Origin of the sequence: Mariniflexile soesokkakense (assembly GCF_039650365.1) — a bacterium.
In the GTDB taxonomy this organism is placed as follows: domain Bacteria; phylum Bacteroidota; class Bacteroidia; order Flavobacteriales; family Flavobacteriaceae; genus Mariniflexile; species Mariniflexile soesokkakense.
On sequence record NZ_JAZHYP010000001.1, the window covers coordinates 337,265 to 356,560 of the forward strand.

Here is a 19,296-nt window from a genome sequence, read left to right on the forward strand (position 1 = left end):
AATCATGCAAGCTTTTTAATATGCAAATACTAAGCTTGATAGATTGGGTTGTTTTAAGTGCTACATTACTTGCCATTGTTGTTTACGGAACGTGGCAAACTAGAGGTAGTAAAAATGTTCAAGACTATTTAAAAGGTGGAAACACATCCAAATGGTGGACAATCGGTTTATCGGTTATGGCAACACAAGCTAGCGCCATTACCTTCCTTTCAACACCAGGTCAAGCGTTTAATGACGGCATGGGCTTTGTGCAATTTTATTTTGGTTTACCTATTGCCATGGTGGTTATATGCATGGTATTTATTCCCCTATACCACCGATTAAACGTTTATACTGCTTACGAATTTTTAGAAAATCGCTTCGATCTAAAAACCAGAACCTTAACCGCTATTCTGTTTTTAATACAACGTGGGTTAGCTGCAGGAATTACCATTTTTGCACCCGCAATTATTTTATCTGTTGTTTTGGGTTGGGATTTATTAACTCTAAATATAATTATAGGCGTACTCGTTATTATTTACACAGTTTCGGGTGGCACACGAGCGGTAAACGTAACGCAAAAACACCAAATGGTGGTTATTTTTATAGGTATGCTCATCGCCTTCTTTTTAATAGTTGATAAGCTTCCGCAGGACATCACTTTTAGTAAAGCACTAAGTATTGCTGGTGTTAGTGGGAAAATGGAAATATTAGATTTTTCGTTCGATTTGAATAACCGCTACACCTTTTGGAGCGGCATTATTGGAGGTACGTTTTTAATGTTATCATATTTTGGGACAGACCAAAGCCAAGTACAACGGTATCTTTCAGGAAAATCGGTTAAAGAAATGCAATTAGGTTTGATTTTTAATGGCCTGTTAAAAGTACCCATGCAATTTTTTATTCTATTAGTTGGTGTTATGGTGTTTGTGTTTTATCAGTTTAATGAAGCACCCATGAATTTTAACCCAACAGCAACGGAGCTTGTTTTAGATTCTGAATTTTCAGAAGAATATATAAATCTTCAAAAAGAACAACAGGCGCTTTTTAATGATAAACAAGAGCTCATTAAATCATTTATAACTTCTGAAAACACTGAAGTTTCAAAACACATTGCATTAGCCAATAAATCAAACGATTCTTTAAGAGACAAAGCGCGAGAATTAATCGATAAAGCCTCTGAAAACCAAAGCAAAAAAGTGGAAAGTAATGACAAGGATTATGTTTTCATTCATTTTATATTGAATAATTTACCTCGCGGACTTATTGGTCTGCTATTAGCTGTTATTTTAAGTGCCGCCATGTCTAGTACCTCTAGTGAATTAAATGCCTTAGGTTCTACCACCACCATCGATTTATACAAACGAAACACCAGCGAAAAAACCGAAGAACACATGGTTAAAGCCTCAAAATGGTTTACGTTTGCTTGGGGTATTATTGCCATTGGTGTAGCCTGTATAGCAAATCTTGCCGAAAATTTAATTCAGTTGGTAAACATTATTGGCTCTATTTTTTATGGCAATGTTTTGGGCATTTTCCTATTGGCTTTTTTCTTTAAATTTGTTAAGGGACATGCGGTATTTATCGCTGCCATAATTACCCAATTCATAGTTTTTGCTCTTTATTTTTTAGATTTATACCAACATATTAACCTGCCTTTTTTATGGCTAAACTTTGTAGGTTGTGCTATTGTTATTGCTACAGCGTGCACCCTTCAACTAATTACAAAAAATGACACAACAATCACAACCTAAAAAAATTAAATGGGGCATTATTGGTTTGGGCAAAATCGCCAACAGTTTTGCAACCGATTTATCAACCATTAATGATGCAGAACTATTCGCCGTAGCTTCAAGAAGCCAAGAAAAAGCCGATGCCTTTGCTGAAAAACATGGTGCCACAAAAGCGTATGATAGTTACGAAGCTTTAGCCAACGACCCCAATATTGATGCCGTTTATATTGCAACGCCACACGCATTACATAAAGAAAATGCCATCATGTGTTTAGAAAATGGCATTGCTGTTTTAGGTGAAAAACCTTTTGCTATGAATGCCGAAGAAGTGGATGCTATGATAGCAAAAGCCAAAGAAAAAAATGTGCTACTTATGGAGGCTCTTTGGACCTACTTTTTACCGCATTATCAATTTGTTTTAAATGAATTAAAAAATAAAACTTACGGTAATATTTTAAAAATTGAAAGCGACTTTGGGTTTCAACGCCCGTACAATACCGAAACTAGGCTTTTTAATAAAGCCATGGGTGGAGGCAGTTTATTAGATATTGGCATCTACCCTATTTTTGCAACACTTTCTACGCTTGGTTTACCTAAAAACATTGAAGCAGCTGCAACTTTTTTTGAAAATGGCACCGATTCTTCATGCAATATGGTTTTTAGTTACGGTAACAATGTAAAGGCACATTTAAAAAGCTCCCTTTTGGAAGTTTTAGCTACGGAAGCTATTTTTTATTGTGAAAAAGCCACTATAAAAATCAATACAATGTTTCATATGCCAACAACCGTATCTATAATTATTGACGGAAAAGAAGAAATTAAGGATTTTGGATACAGTACTATTGGCTATAACTACGAAGCTGTCCATTTTAACCAACTCATTAGAGAAGGTAAAACCGAAAGTGATATTATGACTTTTGAGTTTAGTAAACAGCTTATAAAAACGCTTGATGATGTTAGAGGAATTATTAAATTGGAGTATTAATACTTATCGTTTTAAGATGTAAGTAATTTGAAAAAAACCTTAGCCATATCATTAATTCTTGTATTTGGATTCTACTCATGCGAATCCGATAAAAAATTTTCGGACTTTAATGAAGATGATTTTTATGAAGTTCAAGGAATTCTTGATTATGTTGGACAGAATAATAATCCTTTTGACAGTCGGTCAATAAAAAATGTAAGTTTTACTTATTTTTTAGATCGGTCAACACATAAAAAAGGGTCTGAAAAAAATCTTGACTTAAATGAAATTGAATATATATTGCGTCCTTATGACATCCAAAATGGTTACCCTCTAATTGTTTTAGTTCATAAAGACGACGAAAATATTAGCTTTTATGGTCAAGTTGGAATTCTAGAGAATTTGAATGAAAATGAAAAAGGGTTTCTAACTAAACACCTCCGAAAAGAAATGGATAAACTAAAAAAAAAGATACCTGAATACATTTATAGCGCACTAATAAAAGACACTATTAAATAAAATAAAACTTACAAAAACACAAACTTAAGAAGAACTGAGCTAAAAAATAAATATTTTTAAGCCATTTTTAAAAACAAAGTAATCATTGAGTGGTCTTCCTTATTTTCCGTCAGCAATCGTCGCAGTCAAACACGCAAATTTCTATTTACAAACATGTTACCCAACAAAATACTCATGTTCATTTTTGTAAAAAAATACATTATATTTGATTTCCAACTAAAAAAATATCATGGAGGAATTTCTTATATTAATTGTTCTTGTTCTAGTCATTATTATTCTTTCAAAAAACAATTCACACCGTAAAGAAATAAATAATTCCATTGATGGAATTCATCAAAAACTAAATCAGCTCAGAAAGGAGCTGTCATCCCTTCAAAATCCTGAGGTTAAACAAAAGCAAGAAGCAAAACCTACTCCAAAAGCTGAACCAGAAATTATAAAACCGGTTGAAGAAAAACCAATTATTAGGCCTCCAAAACCAATGGTAGCTGATGCTGTTATAAAACCAATTCCAATACCAAAACCTTTACAATTCACCGAACGGGTAAAACCAAAAGCACCAGTAACCCCTAAAAAATATTGGTTTGAAACTTTTAAAGAAAACAATCCTGATTTGGAAAAATTTATTGGTGAAAACCTTATCAATAAAATTGGGATTCTGGTTTTAGTTTTGGGTATTAGCTTTTTTGTAAAATATGCTATTGATAAAAACTGGATTAATGAATATGCGCGGGTTGGCATAGGCATTTTATGTGGATCGTTGGTAATGGGAATTGCACACAAACTCAAAAAAAATTATGCTGCTTTTAGTTCGGTAATGGTGGCCGGAGCTATTAGTATATTTTATTTCACCATTGCTATAGCGTTTCATGAGTATCATTTGTTCAATCAAACAGTAGCGTTTATTATCATGGTCGTTATTACTTCTTTTAGTGTTTTAATTTCTGTGACTTACAACAGGCAAGAGCTTGCTGTTTTATCGTTAATTGGCGGTTTTGCGGTTCCTTTTATGGTTAGTACTGGAAGTGGTAATTACATTATATTATTTACTTATATTACTATTTTAAACATTGGTATTTTAGCTATTTCGTATTTTAAAAAATGGAATGTCGTTACCATATTATCATTCATTTTTACCACTTTAATTTTCTTTTCATGGGTTGTAAAAGAATTATTCAACAACACCTTACCCCATGGTGGAGCATTGGCATTTGCTACACTGTTCTATTTTGTTTTTAGCATCCTTGTTGTTTTAAATAATTTGAGAAACAAAGGCAGTTTTTCATTCATTGAATATGGAATTCTTATAGCAAACACCTTCTTTTTCTTCGGGATTGGATTAACTATCATTCACAATTGGGAACTTCAAATAAAAGGATTATTCACCCTTTCACTTGCGCTATACAACCTTATATATGCGATGATTCTTTATAAAAAGTTTGGGCTGGACAAAAACGCCATTTATCTGCTTATAGGTTTAACATTAACCTTTGTAACCTTAACAATCCCTATTCAATTCAAAGGAAATTATATCACATTATTTTGGGCTTCCGAAGCTGTTTTATTGTTTTGGCTATCACAAAAATCTAAAATTAATGGTTTTAAACTAGGTGCTATTGCTGTTCAGTTTTTAAGCATTATCAGTTTGGTGATTGATTGGACGCAAAAATATTCGGATACTAATGATGATTCTTTACTAATCATTTCAAACCCCATATTTATTACGGGCATCATTGTTTTGGCTGCACTAATTGCTACCTATTATATTGTTAAAGAAGAAAATATAAGTTTTAATACTTTAGGGTTCGATTTAGACCTTTCATTTTATAAAAAACTATTGATAATCACAGCTGTTGGTATTGGTTATTTAGTTGGAATACTTGAAATAATTTACCAATCCAATCAATTTATTGCCAACCAACCATCGGCACTTTCATTTGCGGTTACCTATCATTTTGTGTTTAGTGCCCTATTTTTATACTTTGGTTTAAAAACCAAAAACACATTATTTAGCAAAGGAGCCTTATTACTTGCCATTACAAATATTGCTCTTTACATTTTGTTATTTTACAAACTTTCTTCAAACGAGATGGAGACAAATTACAATTTAGAATTGAATTATAGTTATGCTTTTATGTTCCATTATATCATTCTTGCTTGCCTAATTTATTATGGTATTTGTCTAGTTAAACAATCAAAAGAAAAAGCTGTTTTCAACTTTTTGAATTCAAAAATGACACTTTGGATATTTGCTTTTGCAATTGTTTATGTTTTTAGTAGCGAAGTTATTACTCATAGTTTAAAATTCGCGCCCGAAGTAGTAGATGTAACCGAGCTTAACACCATTTATGGTAAAGTAACTACTGATAACTATTATGAAGATTATGGTAGAATAGATTTTATAAACAACGAATTTAATACTGTTAAACGTCAAATTATAAAAATAGGCTATCCTATTTTATGGGGAATTTTGTCATTCATCTTTCTAATTATTGGCATTAGGAGACAATGGAAACAATTAAGAATTATAGCCCTTTCCCTTTTAGGAATCACCATATTAAAACTTTTTGTTTATGATATTAATAACGTTTCTGAAACAGGAAAAATCATCGCTTTCATACTTTTGGGCGTACTTATTTTAGTCATTTCTTTTGTATATCAAAAGATTAAAAAATTAGTTATAGATACTGAAACTACCAAAAACCCGGATGCAAATGTATAAACAGTTTCTTAATATATTATTTCTGCTTTCAGTATCTACAATAGTTTCTCAAAATTATAGAGGAATCATTTCAGATATAAACCAAAACGGATTTCATAAAATATTACTTTCACCAGAAGTTCGATCTGCAAGTTTATCAAACACCAATTTTTTCAGAATCCTAGACAGCAAAAAAAACGAGGTGCCATATATATTGTTAAATGGCGAAAGCACGATTGAATCCTTATACACACCATTCACTTTCGAATCTGTAAATAACACGAAAGACTCTGTTTCTTCCATTATAATTGAAAATAAAAACAAGCTAAAACTAGACCATTTCACGTTTAAAATTGCCAATACAAAAGTTAAAAAAACATTTAGCATAAGTGGTAGTAATGATAAAAAGGAATGGTATGGATTGGTGTCAAATCAATTATTTTATGGATTGAACGAAGCTGAAAAAACAACAGTTGAACAAACTTTTTCATTTCCACTAAATGATTATGCTTTTTTGAAGTTTGAGTTTAACAACAAAAAAGCGCTACCGCTTCAAATTCTAAATGTTGGTTTTTTTGAAAATCATTTTTCAAAGGCTGTTCCTCAAGTAGAGATTACCGATTTCAAAATAAAAAAAAGTGCCCATAAAAAAAACAAGACCACACAATTAACTGTTACCTTCAACATCCCACAACATATTGAAAGTATTGTTTTTGATATTGATAATGATATTTTTATGCGCCAAGCAAAAATTTTAGTAAATAAAACTAGAATTACAAAAAAAAGAATAGAAAACTATCAAGACACTGTTATTAGTTTTGACTTACACTCAGGCACACACAACAATTTTAAGATACCTTATGTTTTTGAAAAGGAAATTATAATTGAAATTGAAAACAATGATAATCCACCATTAAATATCAAACAGATTAAATTCTTCCAAAAACCACTTTATGTGGTTTGCGATTTTAAGAGCAGTGAAACTTATGAAGCCATTATAGATACCACATTGCAAAAACCCATATATGATATAGTTAATTTTAAAACCTCTTTTAATACTGATTTACCACAAGCAGCGATTACTAATTTTAGTAAAATAAATACTGGAAACAAATCTAATTCTCCCAAAAAACCGTTTTGGCAAACCAACGTCTTTATGTGGCTTTGCATTTTATTGGCAATAGTAGTTATTAGCTATTTTGCTTTGGGTTTACTAAAGGATTTAAAAAAATAGAATATTAGCACCACTTAAAAACAAAAAACCTCAAAGATTAAAAATCTATGAGGTTTAATTCTAAAAGTCTAAAATATCTAAAAGCGAAGCGGGCTAATAATCTAAATTACATCCCACCCCACTCTTTTAGCGAGTCTTTATTCATTTTTACATAATCAGCATTTCCTGCTGCTTCAGAAGCAGTTAACGATTTTTTTGCAGCTGCAATAGCTCCTTTTTTATCACCAGCTTTTGCATAAATTAACGATTGCTGTCTTAGTTGCCAAAACTGTACTTTATCGCCAGCCATGGCAATAGCTTTATCTATCCATGTTTTAGCCTGCTTAATGTCTTTACCTTCTTGTAAATAATAAATAGCAGCAGCATAATAATCATTAGCTGTTGGTGTACCGTTCATAGCGTCGTTAATATTTGCCAAAACCATGTCGTCTGTTGGTACATTAAAAGTAACACCTACAAAAGTTTTTTCCCAAATAAATTCAATACGCGCATCATTATTGGTTATAGCATTAATATCTATAGTAAAAGTTTCAACGTTAAACGGTATTTGATGGGATTCTGCCATAGTTTTTGCTGCTACTTTAGTATCATCCCATTCTTGAGGTACACCACCTCCGCTATAGTCAGAATAAAAATAAACTTCCCATTTTTCTGCTTCAGGTTTAGTAAAAATGGCATAAGTTCCTGCTTTAAGTGTTTGTCCATCTACAGTTACATCAGTACTAAAAGTAATTTTAGTTCTTGCGTTAGCACCAGTTCTCCATACTTTACCATAAGGCACTAAATCTCCAAAAATAGTTCTTTCTCGCACACTTGGTCTAGAATACTCAAGAGTCACATCGGTTAATCCCACCTTTTGCTCAACTTTAGAAAAAGGGCTTGGTTGTGGCGTTACAATTTGCGCATTAACAGTAAAAGTCGCTGTTATTGCTAATAAAATTAAGAGTAGTTTTTTCATTTTCAATATATTTATTTTAGGTTTTTAATAAAGTATATAAATTTAATCAATGCTTAGCTTTGAAATGTTAATAAAAGCTTAAATTAAAAGAAATTAAAAAGGTTAGATTAAAATCTAACCTTTTTAACTTACTCATGTTCTTTATAATAACAAAACCCTTTATTTGAGTCCTAATATAAAAACACCTAACTTTATACACAATAAAAAAACCAGAGAAGTTAACTTCTCTGGTTTAATTTAATTTATTTAAAAACTGTCAACCTATTTTTAGGACAACTCAAAATAATATTGCTACTTATGAATTTTGACGCTTAGCTTTTTTCTCTTCTCTAATTTCCTTTAATCTTTCAATTAAAGAACCTCCTATCCAATAAGGTATCACAAAAGTTAATAAAAAAATCATTAACCAGAAGCCTAATGTTAAAATGGATAAAAAAGCTAAAAATCCTAAATATTGGTCAAAATCAAACATAATTGTATGTATCTATTAAAAATCTTAAGCAAAGATAATGCAACGGTTTTTGTTAAACAATAGCTAAACCAAAATTTATTAACAGAACGGTGTTAATCTAAATTAGGTTGTGGGGTCATTCTTAAATAAGGTTTTATTTCTTTATGCCCTTTTGGGAACAGTGCTGGTATCTGTTCATTTGTAATAGCAGGAGAAATAACTACGTCTTCTCCATTTTTCCAATTGGCAGGTGTTGCTACTTTATGGTACGCTGTTAATTGCAGACTATCTATAACACGCAATAACTCTTCAAAATTTCTGCCTGTTGAAGCAGGATAGGTTATAATAAGTTTTACTTTTTTATCATCTCCAATTACAAATACAGAGCGTACTGTAAATTTATCACTCGCATTTGGATGAATCATATCGTACAATTCGGACACTTTTCTATCTTCATCTGCAATAATTGGAAAATTTACTGAAGTATTTTGGGTTTCATTAATATCATCAACCCAACCTTTATGAGACTCTAAACCATCTACACTTAATGCAACTATTTTTACGTTACGCTTATCAAATTCTGGTTTATATTTTGCTACGGTACCTAACTCGGTAGTACAAACTGGTGTGTAATCTGCGGGATGCGAAAATAATACTCCCCAGCTATCCCCTAGCCATTCATGAAAATTAATGTTTCCTTCGGTAGACTTTGCTGTAAAATTTGGAGCATCGTCGCCCAATCTAATTGTTGCCATACTATATAATATTTTTGAAATTAATAAATATATTCTTTACTTGCTAAGTTACCTTTTTTAATTCAATTATTAAAAATGAAGGCGTTATATCTCTGTTAAAAAAACTTATAAAAACTAACAAATATCTTACCAATAAAAACCATAAAACAGTTAACTTTGTAACTTAAATTAAATCATTTTACGATGGGTTTTAGAATAGAAAAAGATACCATGGGCGAGGTAAAAGTACCTGCCGATAAACTTTGGGGAGCACAAACAGAACGCTCTAGAAATAATTTTAAAATAGGAACTTCGGCATCCATGCCTTTAGAAATAATTTACGGATTTGCCTATTTAAAGAAAGCTGCTGCTTACACCAATTGTGAATTAGGCGTTTTACCAATAGAAAAGCGCGATTTAATTGCTGCCGTTTGTGATGAAATTTTAAAGGGTAAACATGATGACCAATTTCCGCTTGTAATTTGGCAAACAGGTTCTGGAACACAAAGTAATATGAATGCTAATGAAGTTATTGCCAATAGAGCACAACAATTAGCAGGTAAGGTTATTGGTGAAGGGGAAAAAGCCATTCAGCCTAATGATGATGTTAACAAATCCCAATCATCTAACGATACGTTTCCAACGGGCATGCATATTGCCGTTTATAAAAAAGTAATAGAAGTTACTATTCCTGGAGTTAAACAACTTCGTGATACATTAAAGAAAAAATCGGAAGCATTTAAAAATGTTGTAAAAATTGGTCGTACACATTTAATGGATGCTACACCTCTTACATTGGGGCAAGAACTTTCTGGCTATGTTGCACAACTTGATTATGGTTTAAAAGCCTTAGAAAACACCTTACCCCACTTAAGTGAACTAGCATTAGGTGGTACAGCTGTTGGAACTGGCTTAAACACACCTAAAGGATATAGCAAACGTGTTGCGGAATACATTGCAGAATTCACTGGACTTCCTTTTGTTACGGCTCCTAATAAGTTTGAAGCACTTGCTGCACACGATGCCATAGTTGAAACACACGGAGCGCTTAAACAATTAGCGGTTTCTTTAAATAAAATTGCTAATGATGTTAGAATGATGGCATCTGGACCACGAAGTGGCATTGGTGAAATTATTATTCCTGCAAACGAACCTGGTAGCTCTATTATGCCAGGAAAAGTAAACCCAACACAATGTGAAGCCTTAACAATGGTTTGCGCACAGGTAATTGGTAATGATGTGGCTATTTCTGTTGGTGGTTTACAAGGACATTATGAATTGAATGTGTTTAAACCTGTAATGGCAGCAAATGCGATACAATCGGCTCAATTAATTGGTGATGCATGTGCTAGTTTTAATGAGCATTGTGCTGTTGGTATTGAACCAAACCACGAAGTCATTAAAAAATTATTAAACAATTCATTAATGTTGGTTACTGCATTAAACACAAAAATTGGCTATTATAAAGCTGCTGAAATTGCAAATACTGCCCATACTAATGGCACCACTTTAAAGGAGGAGGCCATTAATTTAGGCTATGTTACTGCCCAAGATTATGACGCTTGGGTAAAACCAGAAGATATGGTTGGCGGTTTAAAATAAATATCCATTTACTACAAAAATAAAAAAACAGGTAAAAATTTACCTGTTTTTTTTTGGTTGGTTAGCTATCAATCCTTTTATATCCATAGGAAATCGTTTCAAATATATAATTAAACATGTTCTTAGATGTTAACATTTGTTAACATCTATCATTTTTTTCTAATTCTACTTAATTGAACTGCTGTAATTCCTAAATATGAGGCTATATGATACTGTGGTATTAAGGCGTCTACGTTTGGTATTTGCTTTTGTAATTCTACATATCTCTCTTTAGCATCCAATGAAATTAATTCTACAAGACGTTTTTCATACATCATATACACGGTCTCTAAAAATTTAGAATACAGAACATTAAGCGATTCGTTCTTTTTACATAATTCTAAAAGTTTATAATAGTCAACTTCATACATTTCAGAATCTTCAAGTGTTTCAAACACAAAAAATGATGGCGTTCTTTGAATTAACGCTGTTAAAGGACCAACAAAACTTAATGGCATATAAAAACTTTTATTGAATTCTTTACCAGACTCTGTACTTAAATAACATCTAACAATTCCAGAGACAAGCATAAATACTTTTGAAGGCACTTCGCCCAACTTAACAAATTGCTTACCTGCTTTTAGCGATTTAAACTCAGAAATTTTTAAAAGTTCTTCTTTAACATCTTCAGAAATATTACCGTAGGAATTTAAAAAATTTGCGTGAGAGTCTGTTTTATACATGTAAGAAGGCTATATTAAATATATAATTAGTGGAGTTTATAGAATAATACTAAAATATTCATTTTTTTTTTAATATTTGGAATATCTATGAACACTTTAAAATTACATCTTCTCATATTTCTATCGCTTATTTTTCTATAATTTACACATAAATTTGTTTAGATGTATTAAACCACATGAATATTAAACATTAATAAATAAAAAAGTCTTAGGAGTTAACCTAAGACTTTTCATTAACTTATTTTATATATAGTTTTATTTTAAAGTAAATTCAGATGTTGCTACTAAATCTTTTTCGTTAAAAACATTTATGATATACCGCCCTTTTTGAAACTCAGATTTACCTTTTGATGCAACGAACTCGCAAATATCTAAACTTGCATTTTCGTAATTAAATTTACTTATAATACTATAGTTTAAAGTTTTTCCACCAAAACTAACTTGGTCATTTAAACCTAATGTATTGCTTTTTGGGTCTATAACCTGAACATATAATTCTTGATTACCAGATTGAACTAATTTGTTCTTAGGCACTGTAAAACATACTCTAATTTTATCAGTACGACTTGCTCTTTCTGTTGGTATTAATTTACCAGAAGTTCTTTCAATTACTCCAAACCCTTTCATGTTTACCGCACCTAACACAGCTGCATTTGAAACCACATCTGCCAATGCTGTGTTTTGTATTAATAACGAATCTGAAAACATTGTGCGTTCTTCTAAACGAACACGTGTGCTATCTAAAGACGTCGCTAAATAAGAATTCTGAACTTTTAATTTATCGTTTTCAGCTAACAATACATCCATTTCTTTTTGTAATGAAGCATATTTTTGTTTGTAGCTCCATAAACTTTTTACGTTAGTTTCAGAAATTTTTAAAGAGTCAATTAATCCTTGAATACGTGCTCTAGCTTCAATTAAATCCTGATTTGCTACTTCATTTTCGCTAATGGCTACATCATATTGTTTTGCCATTGCATTTAAATCATTCATTACCAATTGCTTTTGCTCAGTTAAATCTTTCTGAACTTTTTCGCTGCTTTGGTACAAATTCATTGTGTAAAATGCAGTTCCTAAAAATAAAACCAATGCAATACCTAATGCTACTTTAAGCCCCATGCTACTTTTGTTGTTTTCCATAATTACTTGTTTTAATGTTTTTAATGTTAATTTTCTTTAATTATAATACTTTGTTTTTTTTTAATGCCGTAAAAAAATAATGATGTATTTTTATTTCAAAATTTATTTACTTTTTATGGATAAACTGGTTTTATTTAACAATACTACTTTAAATAAGTTATTAAACAAACGTCACGGCGAATCCAAATTTGGTGAACATATTCAAATATTAACCAACATTTCCAATATATACGACCAACTTATTAATTTGGATGTCACGCATGTAATTATTGGTTTACCCGAAGATGTTGGAGTATATGCAAATTACGGAAAAACGGGCACTTCAAAAGCTTGGGAAGCTACATTAAAGGTGCTTTTGAATATACAAAGTAACGAATTTACTAGAGCCAACAAGGTATTAATATTAGGGCATTTAGATTTTACTGAAGAATTATTAAAAATTTCTGAATTGGATGTTAATGAAAAGAAAAGCATTACTAAAGCCAGGAAAATTGTTAGTAAAATAGACAAGCATGTTACATTTATTGTTAACCTAATTGTTTCAGCAGGAAAAAAACCTATTATTATTGGTGGTGGGCACAACAATGCATACGGCAATATAAAAGGCACCAGCTTAGCTTTAAAAAAGCCTATTAATATTATCAACTTTGATGCACATTCCGATTTTAGACCCGAAGAAGGACGCCATAGCGGAAATGGTTTTAGTTATGCTTACGCTGAAGGGTTTTTAAATAACTATTTTATTTTTGGATTACAAAGAAACTATACATCAGATAAAATATTTAAATCGTTGAAGAAATTTAAACTAATTAAATATAATATTTTTGAAGATTTGGCTGTTGGTAAAGAACTAAAGTTTAAAGAAGAACTGGAAAGGGCTTCAAACCACATTGCGGATAAACCATTTGGAATAGAATTAGATTGTGATGCTATAGAAAACATACCAAGTAGTGCCATGACGCCTAGTGGTTTTAGCGTTAATAAAGCCAGAAGTTATGTTTCTTATTTTGGTAAATATGAAAACGCACGTTATTTACATATATGTGAAGCTGCTCCCACAAAAAAAACAGAGCAGCAAGTAGGGAAATTAATCGCTTACTTTATTGGTGATTTTATTAATGCCCACCAAGATTCATTATAAAAGTTTATGGATTATCGCGTATTGCAGTAAAACGATGGTTCTGGTATCGTATATTTCACCATTATTTAACATTCTAACAGCTTCTGTAAAAGGTATTTCTAAAACTTCAATGTCTTCGTGTTCACTCTCTAATCCGCCACCTTCATTTACTTTCATGGCATCAGTATATTCCCCAATAAAAAAATGCATTTTCTCTGTCATCACACCTGGCGATGAATATGCTTCAAATACTTTTTTTACCTCTTTCAACCTATAGCCTACTTCTTCTTCGGTTTCTCTTATTATACAAGCTTCTGGATTATCTTTATCTAACATGCCTGCACAAATTTCAACCAACATTCCATCTTTATTATCATTTAAAAACGTTGGCATTCTAAACTGTTTGGTTAAAATAACGGTGCCTTTTTCTTTGTTACAGAGCAAAATACCTGCGCCATCTCCCCTATCATAACATTCACGCATTTGCGTCACCCAATTTCCGTTTTTTAATTTATAATCGAAAGTTAATTTGTTTAATGTATAGTAGTTATTAGAAAGCACTTCTGTTTTTACGTTCTTTAATTTTTCAGATGACATAATAAATCGTAAATAAGTTTATTAAATTATAAGAAGCAATTTCGGTAAAAAAACATCAAATGACTACAACATTTAATTATTGTTGATAAAATTTGATAACATTTATTGCTAAACCCTTGTTTAATTTTCCGCCTATATTGCTCAAAACAAATAAGATAACTTACTGTTATTTGTGTTACAAATCTTGCTTTTACATTTTCAATGCTGTCATTTATAATTGCTTAGTAAATAAATTATACTATATTTGATTAGCTTTTAAATCAAACTTTTTGCACTGACTATGCCTCCAAATTTTTCAATCAATTTGCAACCTATAACACTTTCAATAAGCCAATCGGATATTGTATCCATTTTAGTTATAGTGGTTGTTTTTTTCGCTATATTATTAGTTTTAGGTATTAGGAAATCTTATAAACTTAAAAAAGAAAATGAGCGATTAGATAAGATTAGCGAAGAAATGGCAAAACAGGAAGAAAAATACAAAGATTTTACAGATGGCCATATGTACGGCGGCAATTAAAAAAACATAGAATAGCCAAAAAGCCTGCAAATGCAGGCTTTTTGGTTATGTACTCAGTACATTATTAACGTACTAACTTTTTATACTTAATTCGCTTCGGCATCAAATCACCACCCAAACGTTTCTTTTTGTTTTCTTCATATTCACTGAAACTACCTTCAAAGAAATACACTTGACTATCCCCTTCAAAAGCTAAAATATGGGTACAGATTCTATCTAAAAACCATCTATCATGCGATATAACTACAGCACAACCTGCAAAGTTCTCCAAACCCTCTTCCAATGCACGTAATGTATTAACATCAAGGTCATTAGTAGGCTCATCTAAAAGCAATACGTTGCCTTCTTCTTTCAATGTCATTGCTAAATGCAAGCGGTTACGTTCACCTCCAGAAAGCAATTTAACCTTCTTGTTTTGCTCACCTCCAGAAAAATTAAATCTACTTAAATAAGCACGGGAATTCACTTCTTTTCCACCCATTAAAATCAATTCTTGCTCATCACTAAAATTTTGCCAAATAGTTTTCTCAGGATCAATATTTGAATGACTTTGGTCTACGTAAGCGATTTTAGCAGTTTCACCTACTTTAAATTCTCCTTTATCTGGGGTTTGCTCGCCCATAATCATTCTGAAAATAGTGGTTTTCCCAGCACCATTCGGACCAATAACACCCACAATTCCAGCTTGTGGTAGTTTAAAGTTTAAATCTTCATATAATAATTTATCATCAAAACCTTTACTAACGCCTACGGCTTCAATAACATTGGTGCCTAAACGAGGTCCGTTAGGAATGTAAATTTCCAGCTTTTCGTCAAGTTGTTTTTGGTCTTGACTCATTAACTTATCATAGTTTTGTAAACGCGCTTTTTGCTTGGTTTGACGCCCTTTTGCACCTTGACGAACCCATTCCAACTCACGCTCTAATGTTTTTTGACGCTTAGAGGCTGTTTTGCTTTCCTGAGCCAAACGCTTCGATTTTTGGTCTAACCAAGATGAATAATTTCCTTTCCATGGAATCCCTTCACCTCTATCCAACTCTAAAATCCAACCCGCTACATTATCTAAAAAGTATCTATCATGCGTTACAGCAATAACAGTTCCTTTATATTGTGCTAAATGATGCTCTAACCAATGTACCGATTCCGCATCCAAGTGATTCGTTGGCTCATCCAACAATAACACGTCTGGTTCTTGTAAGAGCAATCTACATAAAGCAACACGTCTGCGTTCCCCACCAGACAATACACTTATTTTTTTATCACCGTCTGGCGTTCTTAGCGCATCCATGGCAATTTCTAATTTGGTATCCAACTCCCAAGCATTTGATGCATCAATTTTATCTTGAAGCTCAGCTTGTCTAGCCATCAGTTTATCCATTTTATCTGGGTTCGAATACACTTCTTCCAACCCAAACATATCGTTTATTTTATTGTATTCATCAAGAATGGCGACAGTTTCGGCTGCTCCTTCTTTTACAATTTCCAAAACGGTTTTACTTTCATCAAGCTTCGGTTCTTGCTCTAAATAGCCCACCGAATAATCTTGTAAAAAGGTAACATCACCTTGATAATTCTTTTCAACCCCTGCAATAATTTTAAGCAAAGTGGACTTACCCGAGCCATTTAAACCTAAAATTCCAATTTTCGCACCGTAAAAAAAACTTAAATAAATATTTTTTAGCACAGGCGTATTCGCCCCTTGAAACGTCTTGGTTAAACCAGACATCGAAAAGATAACTTTCTTATCGTCAGACATATAATTTTTGATTTACAATTTTTGTATTTACGAATTACTAAACGAAACAAGACATCGTTTTCAGCATATTAATTGTGTTTTTGTGTACGATTTTCAATCATAAAGTTTAAATTGAATATCGTAAATTTATTAAACACGTCCTTTTAAAGCATTAAACACCCATGCAATGGCAAAAAAACCAATTCCTACGGTTGCAAATCCCCATCCTGCTACATCATCATACCTGTAAGCTCCCATTAATATTAAAACCACACCCATAATAATCATTAAAACAGTTGCCCAAGCCAATACTGTATTTTTATTCATTGCCATAATTAGTTGTTTTTTTTTGGCGCAACCTTGAAAAAAGGTCGGGCTTTCCGCTATGTCTTTTATATGTATCTTGTTTTCGCTAAGAACAGAATTGTTTCGAAAACACATAAAAAAGGACGCCGCTGCAATCCCTTGCGCAAATTTAAAACACAAATATCGTATTTTTAAATAAAAAAGTATCCTTTTAAAAACTTAATTTTAACTTATTACAAAAGCATTTTTTAACATTCAAAATACACTCCATTCAACAAATGGATTGTATTTAATCCGATAAAACAGATGCTTTATCTATGTTTATTTTTATCTAATTGAAATTCATGTCTGTAAATTATTTAAATTTACATGTTTTTAATCCAAAGGTCTTAAATTGAAAAACATAAATATTCAATACCTGAAGATAGAAACAATTAGATTTTATATTCTCAATCAAATAATATGAAAATATTTGCCCCTTATTTTCTGTTTTTGTGCATCGCTATACAAGCACAAACAGGTAAACTGATTCCAAACCCTAAAGCGGATTTAAGAGGTGTTTTTGTGCCTTCAATATCCAGTTTATCTTGGCCAACAAACCGAAATGCAACACCTGCTGTACAACAAGCAGAACTCATTACCATTTTAGATAACCTCAAAGCAAACGGTTACAACACCGTTTTTTTACAAGTACGTCCAGAAAGCGATGCCTTGTATGCCTCATCCATTGATCCATGGTCTTATTGGCTTACAGGCACACAAGGAAAAGCGCCCACCCCTTTTTGGGATCCTTTGGAATTTGCTGTTAAAGAAGCGCACGCACGAGGATTGGATTTGCACGCTTGGTTAAATCCGTACAGAGTTAAACAAACTCCAGCCATGGAATTAGCACCAAATAATGTAGCAAAATTACACCCAAACTGGACGTTTCAAGCTAAATTAAATAATACTGATAAAGCGTTATCGTTAAAAATGCTAAATCCTGGACTTCCAGATGTTAGAAATTATATTGTTAATGTTGTTAAAGACATAGCAAACAGGTACGATATCGATGGTATTCATTTTGATGATTATTTTTACCCATACGCTGGCATGAATGCTACACCACAAGATGCAAAAACCTTTAAAGAAAATAATCCAACCAATATTACAACCATAGAAGACTGGAGAAGAAATAACGTAAACTTAATGATTGGGATGGTTTATGACGCAATTCAAACGGTTAACACAAACAAAAATAAAAATATTGTATTTGGTGTAAGTCCTTTTGGAATTTGGAAAGCAGACACACCTGCAGGTATTAAAGGAACATCTTCATTTAGTGCTTTATATTGCGACCCAATTGCTTGGTTAAATTCGGGGAAAGTAGATTATTTAGCCCCGCAATTATACTGGAATATAAATGGCAAACAAGATTATACGGCACTTTCCAAATGGTGGAACGATCAAGCAAAACGGTATTGCAAACAACTGTATATAAGTCAAGGCTTTTATAAATTAGACGGCAATAAATCTTGGGAAATTTCAGAAATTCAAAACCAAATCAATCAAAATAAAGCGGAACTAATGGATGCCAGTTTTGGTCAAATTGCATACAGTTATAATGCTATAAAATATAATTTGAAAGGGCTGAATGGTGTTTTAAGCAATACGCATTTTAAATATAAATCTTTTGCCCCACCTATTTTGGGATTAGGGAAAGATAATATTTCCCCCATAAAACCAAAAAACATTCGAGTGGAGCCATTTAAAATTTTATGGGACACACCAATTGCCGCTCCCGATGGTGATTTACCAGTAAAATATGTTATTTACGCTTTTGACAATGCTAATGAAGCCATTACAAACATGCATGATGGCTCTAAAATACTTGATATTGTTTCTGGTAATGAATTGAAATTAACCCAACATCAAATGGATACTAAAGTTTTTGTAGTAACATCATTAGACAAAAACAATAATGAAGCTGGCGATTTTACAGAAATCAAAAAATTTGGAATTACACACAAAAAAGTGAATGAATTAGTAATAAATCCCATTACAGATGATATTCAAACAAATGTTGAAGACCCTAATATTTTAATAAAAAAATCGATTTGATTACGAAATGAACTACGTCAAAGTACCATAAACAATGTTAACTGATTTATGCGTAATTTTTTAGATTATTTCTCTGCTACCTAGCTTTTCACATACTCGTTGCTTTTGGACTTGCAACAAAAATTTGAACAATTAATTACACATTTTAAGCTGCTACATATTGGCTATACATTTCCATTTC

Annotated in this window: 17 protein-coding genes; 9 read left to right on the forward strand and 8 right to left on the reverse strand. The window is 32.0% G+C overall.

Features of this window, described 5'->3' with window-relative positions; all coding sequences use genetic code 11:
* Positions 1–20: 20 nt before the first annotated feature.
* The 5 genes from VP395_RS01425 (at position 21) to VP395_RS01445 (ending at position 7,130) form a co-directional block, all read left to right on the forward strand.
* Complete coding sequence (locus VP395_RS01425) at positions 21–1,733, forward strand: sodium:solute symporter family protein (protein WP_346239921.1); 1,713 nt, start codon at positions 21–23, stop codon at positions 1,731–1,733.
* Positions 1,711–2,697: a Gfo/Idh/MocA family protein gene (locus tag VP395_RS01430; protein WP_346239922.1), complete on the forward strand. Its 987-nt coding sequence runs from the start codon at positions 1,711–1,713 to the stop codon at positions 2,695–2,697. Before VP395_RS01425 ends, VP395_RS01430 begins: the two co-directional genes overlap by 23 nt.
* 27 nt (positions 2,698–2,724) lie before the next feature.
* Entirely contained in the window at positions 2,725–3,195 is a 471-nt protein-coding gene (locus tag VP395_RS01435) for a hypothetical protein (RefSeq protein WP_346239923.1), read from the forward strand.
* 229 nt (positions 3,196–3,424) lie between these two features.
* A complete protein-coding gene (locus VP395_RS01440; protein WP_346239924.1) occupies positions 3,425–5,917 on the forward strand; it encodes a DUF2339 domain-containing protein in 2,493 nt (830 codons plus the stop codon).
* Positions 5,910–7,130 carry a hypothetical protein gene (locus tag VP395_RS01445; protein ID WP_346239925.1) on the forward strand — a complete coding sequence of 407 codons (1,221 nt, stop codon included), beginning with the start codon at positions 5,910–5,912 and terminating at the stop codon, positions 7,128–7,130. The genes VP395_RS01440 and VP395_RS01445 overlap by 8 nt, the downstream gene beginning before the upstream one ends.
* Before the next feature lie 106 nt (positions 7,131–7,236).
* Here the strand turns inward: VP395_RS01445 and VP395_RS01450 are convergent, their stop codons facing one another.
* The 3 genes from VP395_RS01450 to VP395_RS01460 all read right to left on the reverse strand — a co-directional run bounded on the left by VP395_RS01450 (position 7,237) and on the right by VP395_RS01460 (position 9,294).
* On the reverse strand, positions 7,237–8,088 hold the full coding sequence (locus VP395_RS01450) for a DUF2911 domain-containing protein (RefSeq protein ID WP_346239926.1): 852 nt from the start codon (positions 8,086–8,088) through the stop codon (positions 7,237–7,239).
* Between the two features lie 295 nt (positions 8,089–8,383).
* The gene (locus VP395_RS01455) at positions 8,384–8,560 is read right to left on the reverse strand and encodes a hypothetical protein (RefSeq protein WP_304387397.1); all 177 of its coding nucleotides are present in this window, start codon (positions 8,558–8,560) and stop codon (positions 8,384–8,386) included.
* Positions 8,561–8,652: 92 nt separating this feature from the next.
* Positions 8,653–9,294, reverse strand: coding sequence for a peroxiredoxin (locus tag VP395_RS01460; RefSeq protein ID WP_346239927.1), 642 nt, complete (start codon positions 9,292–9,294; stop codon positions 8,653–8,655).
* Positions 9,295–9,477: 183 nt separating this feature from the next.
* Between VP395_RS01460 and fumC the strand changes: the two genes are divergently transcribed.
* Positions 9,478–10,875, forward strand: coding sequence for a class II fumarate hydratase (gene fumC, locus VP395_RS01465; protein WP_346239928.1), 1,398 nt, complete (start codon positions 9,478–9,480; stop codon positions 10,873–10,875).
* Between the two features lie 149 nt (positions 10,876–11,024).
* On the opposite strand, the gene VP395_RS01470 is transcribed toward fumC, so the two are convergent.
* Both VP395_RS01470 and VP395_RS01475 read right to left on the reverse strand, forming a co-directional pair.
* Positions 11,025–11,597 carry a Crp/Fnr family transcriptional regulator gene (locus VP395_RS01470; protein WP_346239929.1) on the reverse strand — a complete coding sequence of 191 codons (573 nt, stop codon included), beginning with the start codon at positions 11,595–11,597 and terminating at the stop codon, positions 11,025–11,027.
* A gap of 255 nt (positions 11,598–11,852) precedes the next feature.
* A complete protein-coding gene (locus VP395_RS01475; protein WP_346239930.1) occupies positions 11,853–12,737 on the reverse strand; it encodes a chromosome partitioning protein ParA in 885 nt (294 codons plus the stop codon).
* Positions 12,738–12,852: 115 nt separating this feature from the next.
* Here VP395_RS01475 and VP395_RS01480 point away from each other — a divergent pair, with 115 nt between their 5' ends.
* Complete coding sequence (locus VP395_RS01480; RefSeq protein WP_346239931.1) at positions 12,853–13,878, forward strand: formimidoylglutamase; 1,026 nt, start codon at positions 12,853–12,855, stop codon at positions 13,876–13,878.
* Here the strand turns inward: VP395_RS01480 and VP395_RS01485 are convergent.
* Entirely contained in the window at positions 13,873–14,454 is a 582-nt protein-coding gene (locus VP395_RS01485) for an NUDIX domain-containing protein (RefSeq protein ID WP_346239933.1), read from the reverse strand. The genes VP395_RS01480 and VP395_RS01485 overlap by 6 nt on opposite strands.
* Positions 14,455–14,734: 280 nt before the next feature.
* Here VP395_RS01485 and VP395_RS01490 point away from each other — a divergent pair, with 280 nt between their 5' ends.
* A complete protein-coding gene (locus VP395_RS01490; RefSeq protein ID WP_346239935.1) occupies positions 14,735–14,974 on the forward strand; it encodes a hypothetical protein in 240 nt (79 codons plus the stop codon).
* Between the two features lie 64 nt (positions 14,975–15,038).
* Here VP395_RS01490 and ettA read toward each other — a convergent pair whose 3' ends face one another.
* Both ettA and VP395_RS01500 read right to left on the reverse strand, forming a co-directional pair.
* Complete coding sequence (gene ettA, locus VP395_RS01495) at positions 15,039–16,730, reverse strand: energy-dependent translational throttle protein EttA (protein ID WP_346239936.1); 1,692 nt, start codon at positions 16,728–16,730, stop codon at positions 15,039–15,041.
* Between the two features lie 129 nt (positions 16,731–16,859).
* Positions 16,860–17,042, reverse strand: coding sequence for a CAL67264 family membrane protein (locus VP395_RS01500; RefSeq protein WP_019387444.1), 183 nt, complete (start codon positions 17,040–17,042; stop codon positions 16,860–16,862).
* Between the two features lie 435 nt (positions 17,043–17,477).
* On the opposite strand from VP395_RS01500, the gene VP395_RS01505 reads away from it, so the two are divergent.
* Positions 17,478–19,115 (forward strand): glycoside hydrolase family 10-like protein, encoded by a 1,638-nt coding sequence (locus VP395_RS01505; protein ID WP_346239937.1) that lies wholly within the window; start codon positions 17,478–17,480, stop codon positions 19,113–19,115.
* Positions 19,116–19,296: the final 181 nt, after the last annotated feature.

Excerpts from the sequence above, each read along its gene's own strand:
- VP395_RS01450 (WP_346239926.1), bottom strand. The coding sequence starts at position 8,088 with ATGAAAAAACTACTCTTAATTTTATTAGCAATAACAGCGACTTTTACT.
- VP395_RS01460 (WP_346239927.1), bottom strand. The coding sequence starts at position 9,294 with ATGGCAACAATTAGATTGGGCGACGATGCTCCAAATTTTACAGCAAAG.
- VP395_RS01480 (WP_346239931.1), top strand. The coding sequence starts at position 12,853 with ATGGATAAACTGGTTTTATTTAACAATACTACTTTAAATAAGTTATTA.
- VP395_RS01505 (WP_346239937.1), top strand. The coding sequence starts at position 17,478 with ATGAAAATATTTGCCCCTTATTTTCTGTTTTTGTGCATCGCTATACAA.
- VP395_RS01430 (WP_346239922.1), top strand. The coding sequence starts at position 1,711 with ATGACACAACAATCACAACCTAAAAAAATTAAATGGGGCATTATTGGT.
- ettA (WP_346239936.1), bottom strand. The coding sequence starts at position 16,730 with ATGTCTGACGATAAGAAAGTTATCTTTTCGATGTCTGGTTTAACCAAG.
- fumC (WP_346239928.1), top strand. The coding sequence starts at position 9,478 with ATGGGTTTTAGAATAGAAAAAGATACCATGGGCGAGGTAAAAGTACCT.
- VP395_RS01425 (WP_346239921.1), top strand. The coding sequence starts at position 21 with ATGCAAATACTAAGCTTGATAGATTGGGTTGTTTTAAGTGCTACATTA.
- VP395_RS01470 (WP_346239929.1), bottom strand. The coding sequence starts at position 11,597 with ATGTATAAAACAGACTCTCACGCAAATTTTTTAAATTCCTACGGTAAT.
- VP395_RS01485 (WP_346239933.1), bottom strand. The coding sequence starts at position 14,454 with ATGTCATCTGAAAAATTAAAGAACGTAAAAACAGAAGTGCTTTCTAAT.
- VP395_RS01445 (WP_346239925.1), top strand. The coding sequence starts at position 5,910 with ATGTATAAACAGTTTCTTAATATATTATTTCTGCTTTCAGTATCTACA.
- VP395_RS01500 (WP_019387444.1), bottom strand. The coding sequence starts at position 17,042 with ATGGCAATGAATAAAAATACAGTATTGGCTTGGGCAACTGTTTTAATG.
- VP395_RS01455 (WP_304387397.1), bottom strand. The coding sequence starts at position 8,560 with ATGTTTGATTTTGACCAATATTTAGGATTTTTAGCTTTTTTATCCATT.
- VP395_RS01475 (WP_346239930.1), bottom strand. The coding sequence starts at position 12,737 with ATGGAAAACAACAAAAGTAGCATGGGGCTTAAAGTAGCATTAGGTATT.
- VP395_RS01490 (WP_346239935.1), top strand. The coding sequence starts at position 14,735 with ATGCCTCCAAATTTTTCAATCAATTTGCAACCTATAACACTTTCAATA.
- VP395_RS01440 (WP_346239924.1), top strand. The coding sequence starts at position 3,425 with ATGGAGGAATTTCTTATATTAATTGTTCTTGTTCTAGTCATTATTATT.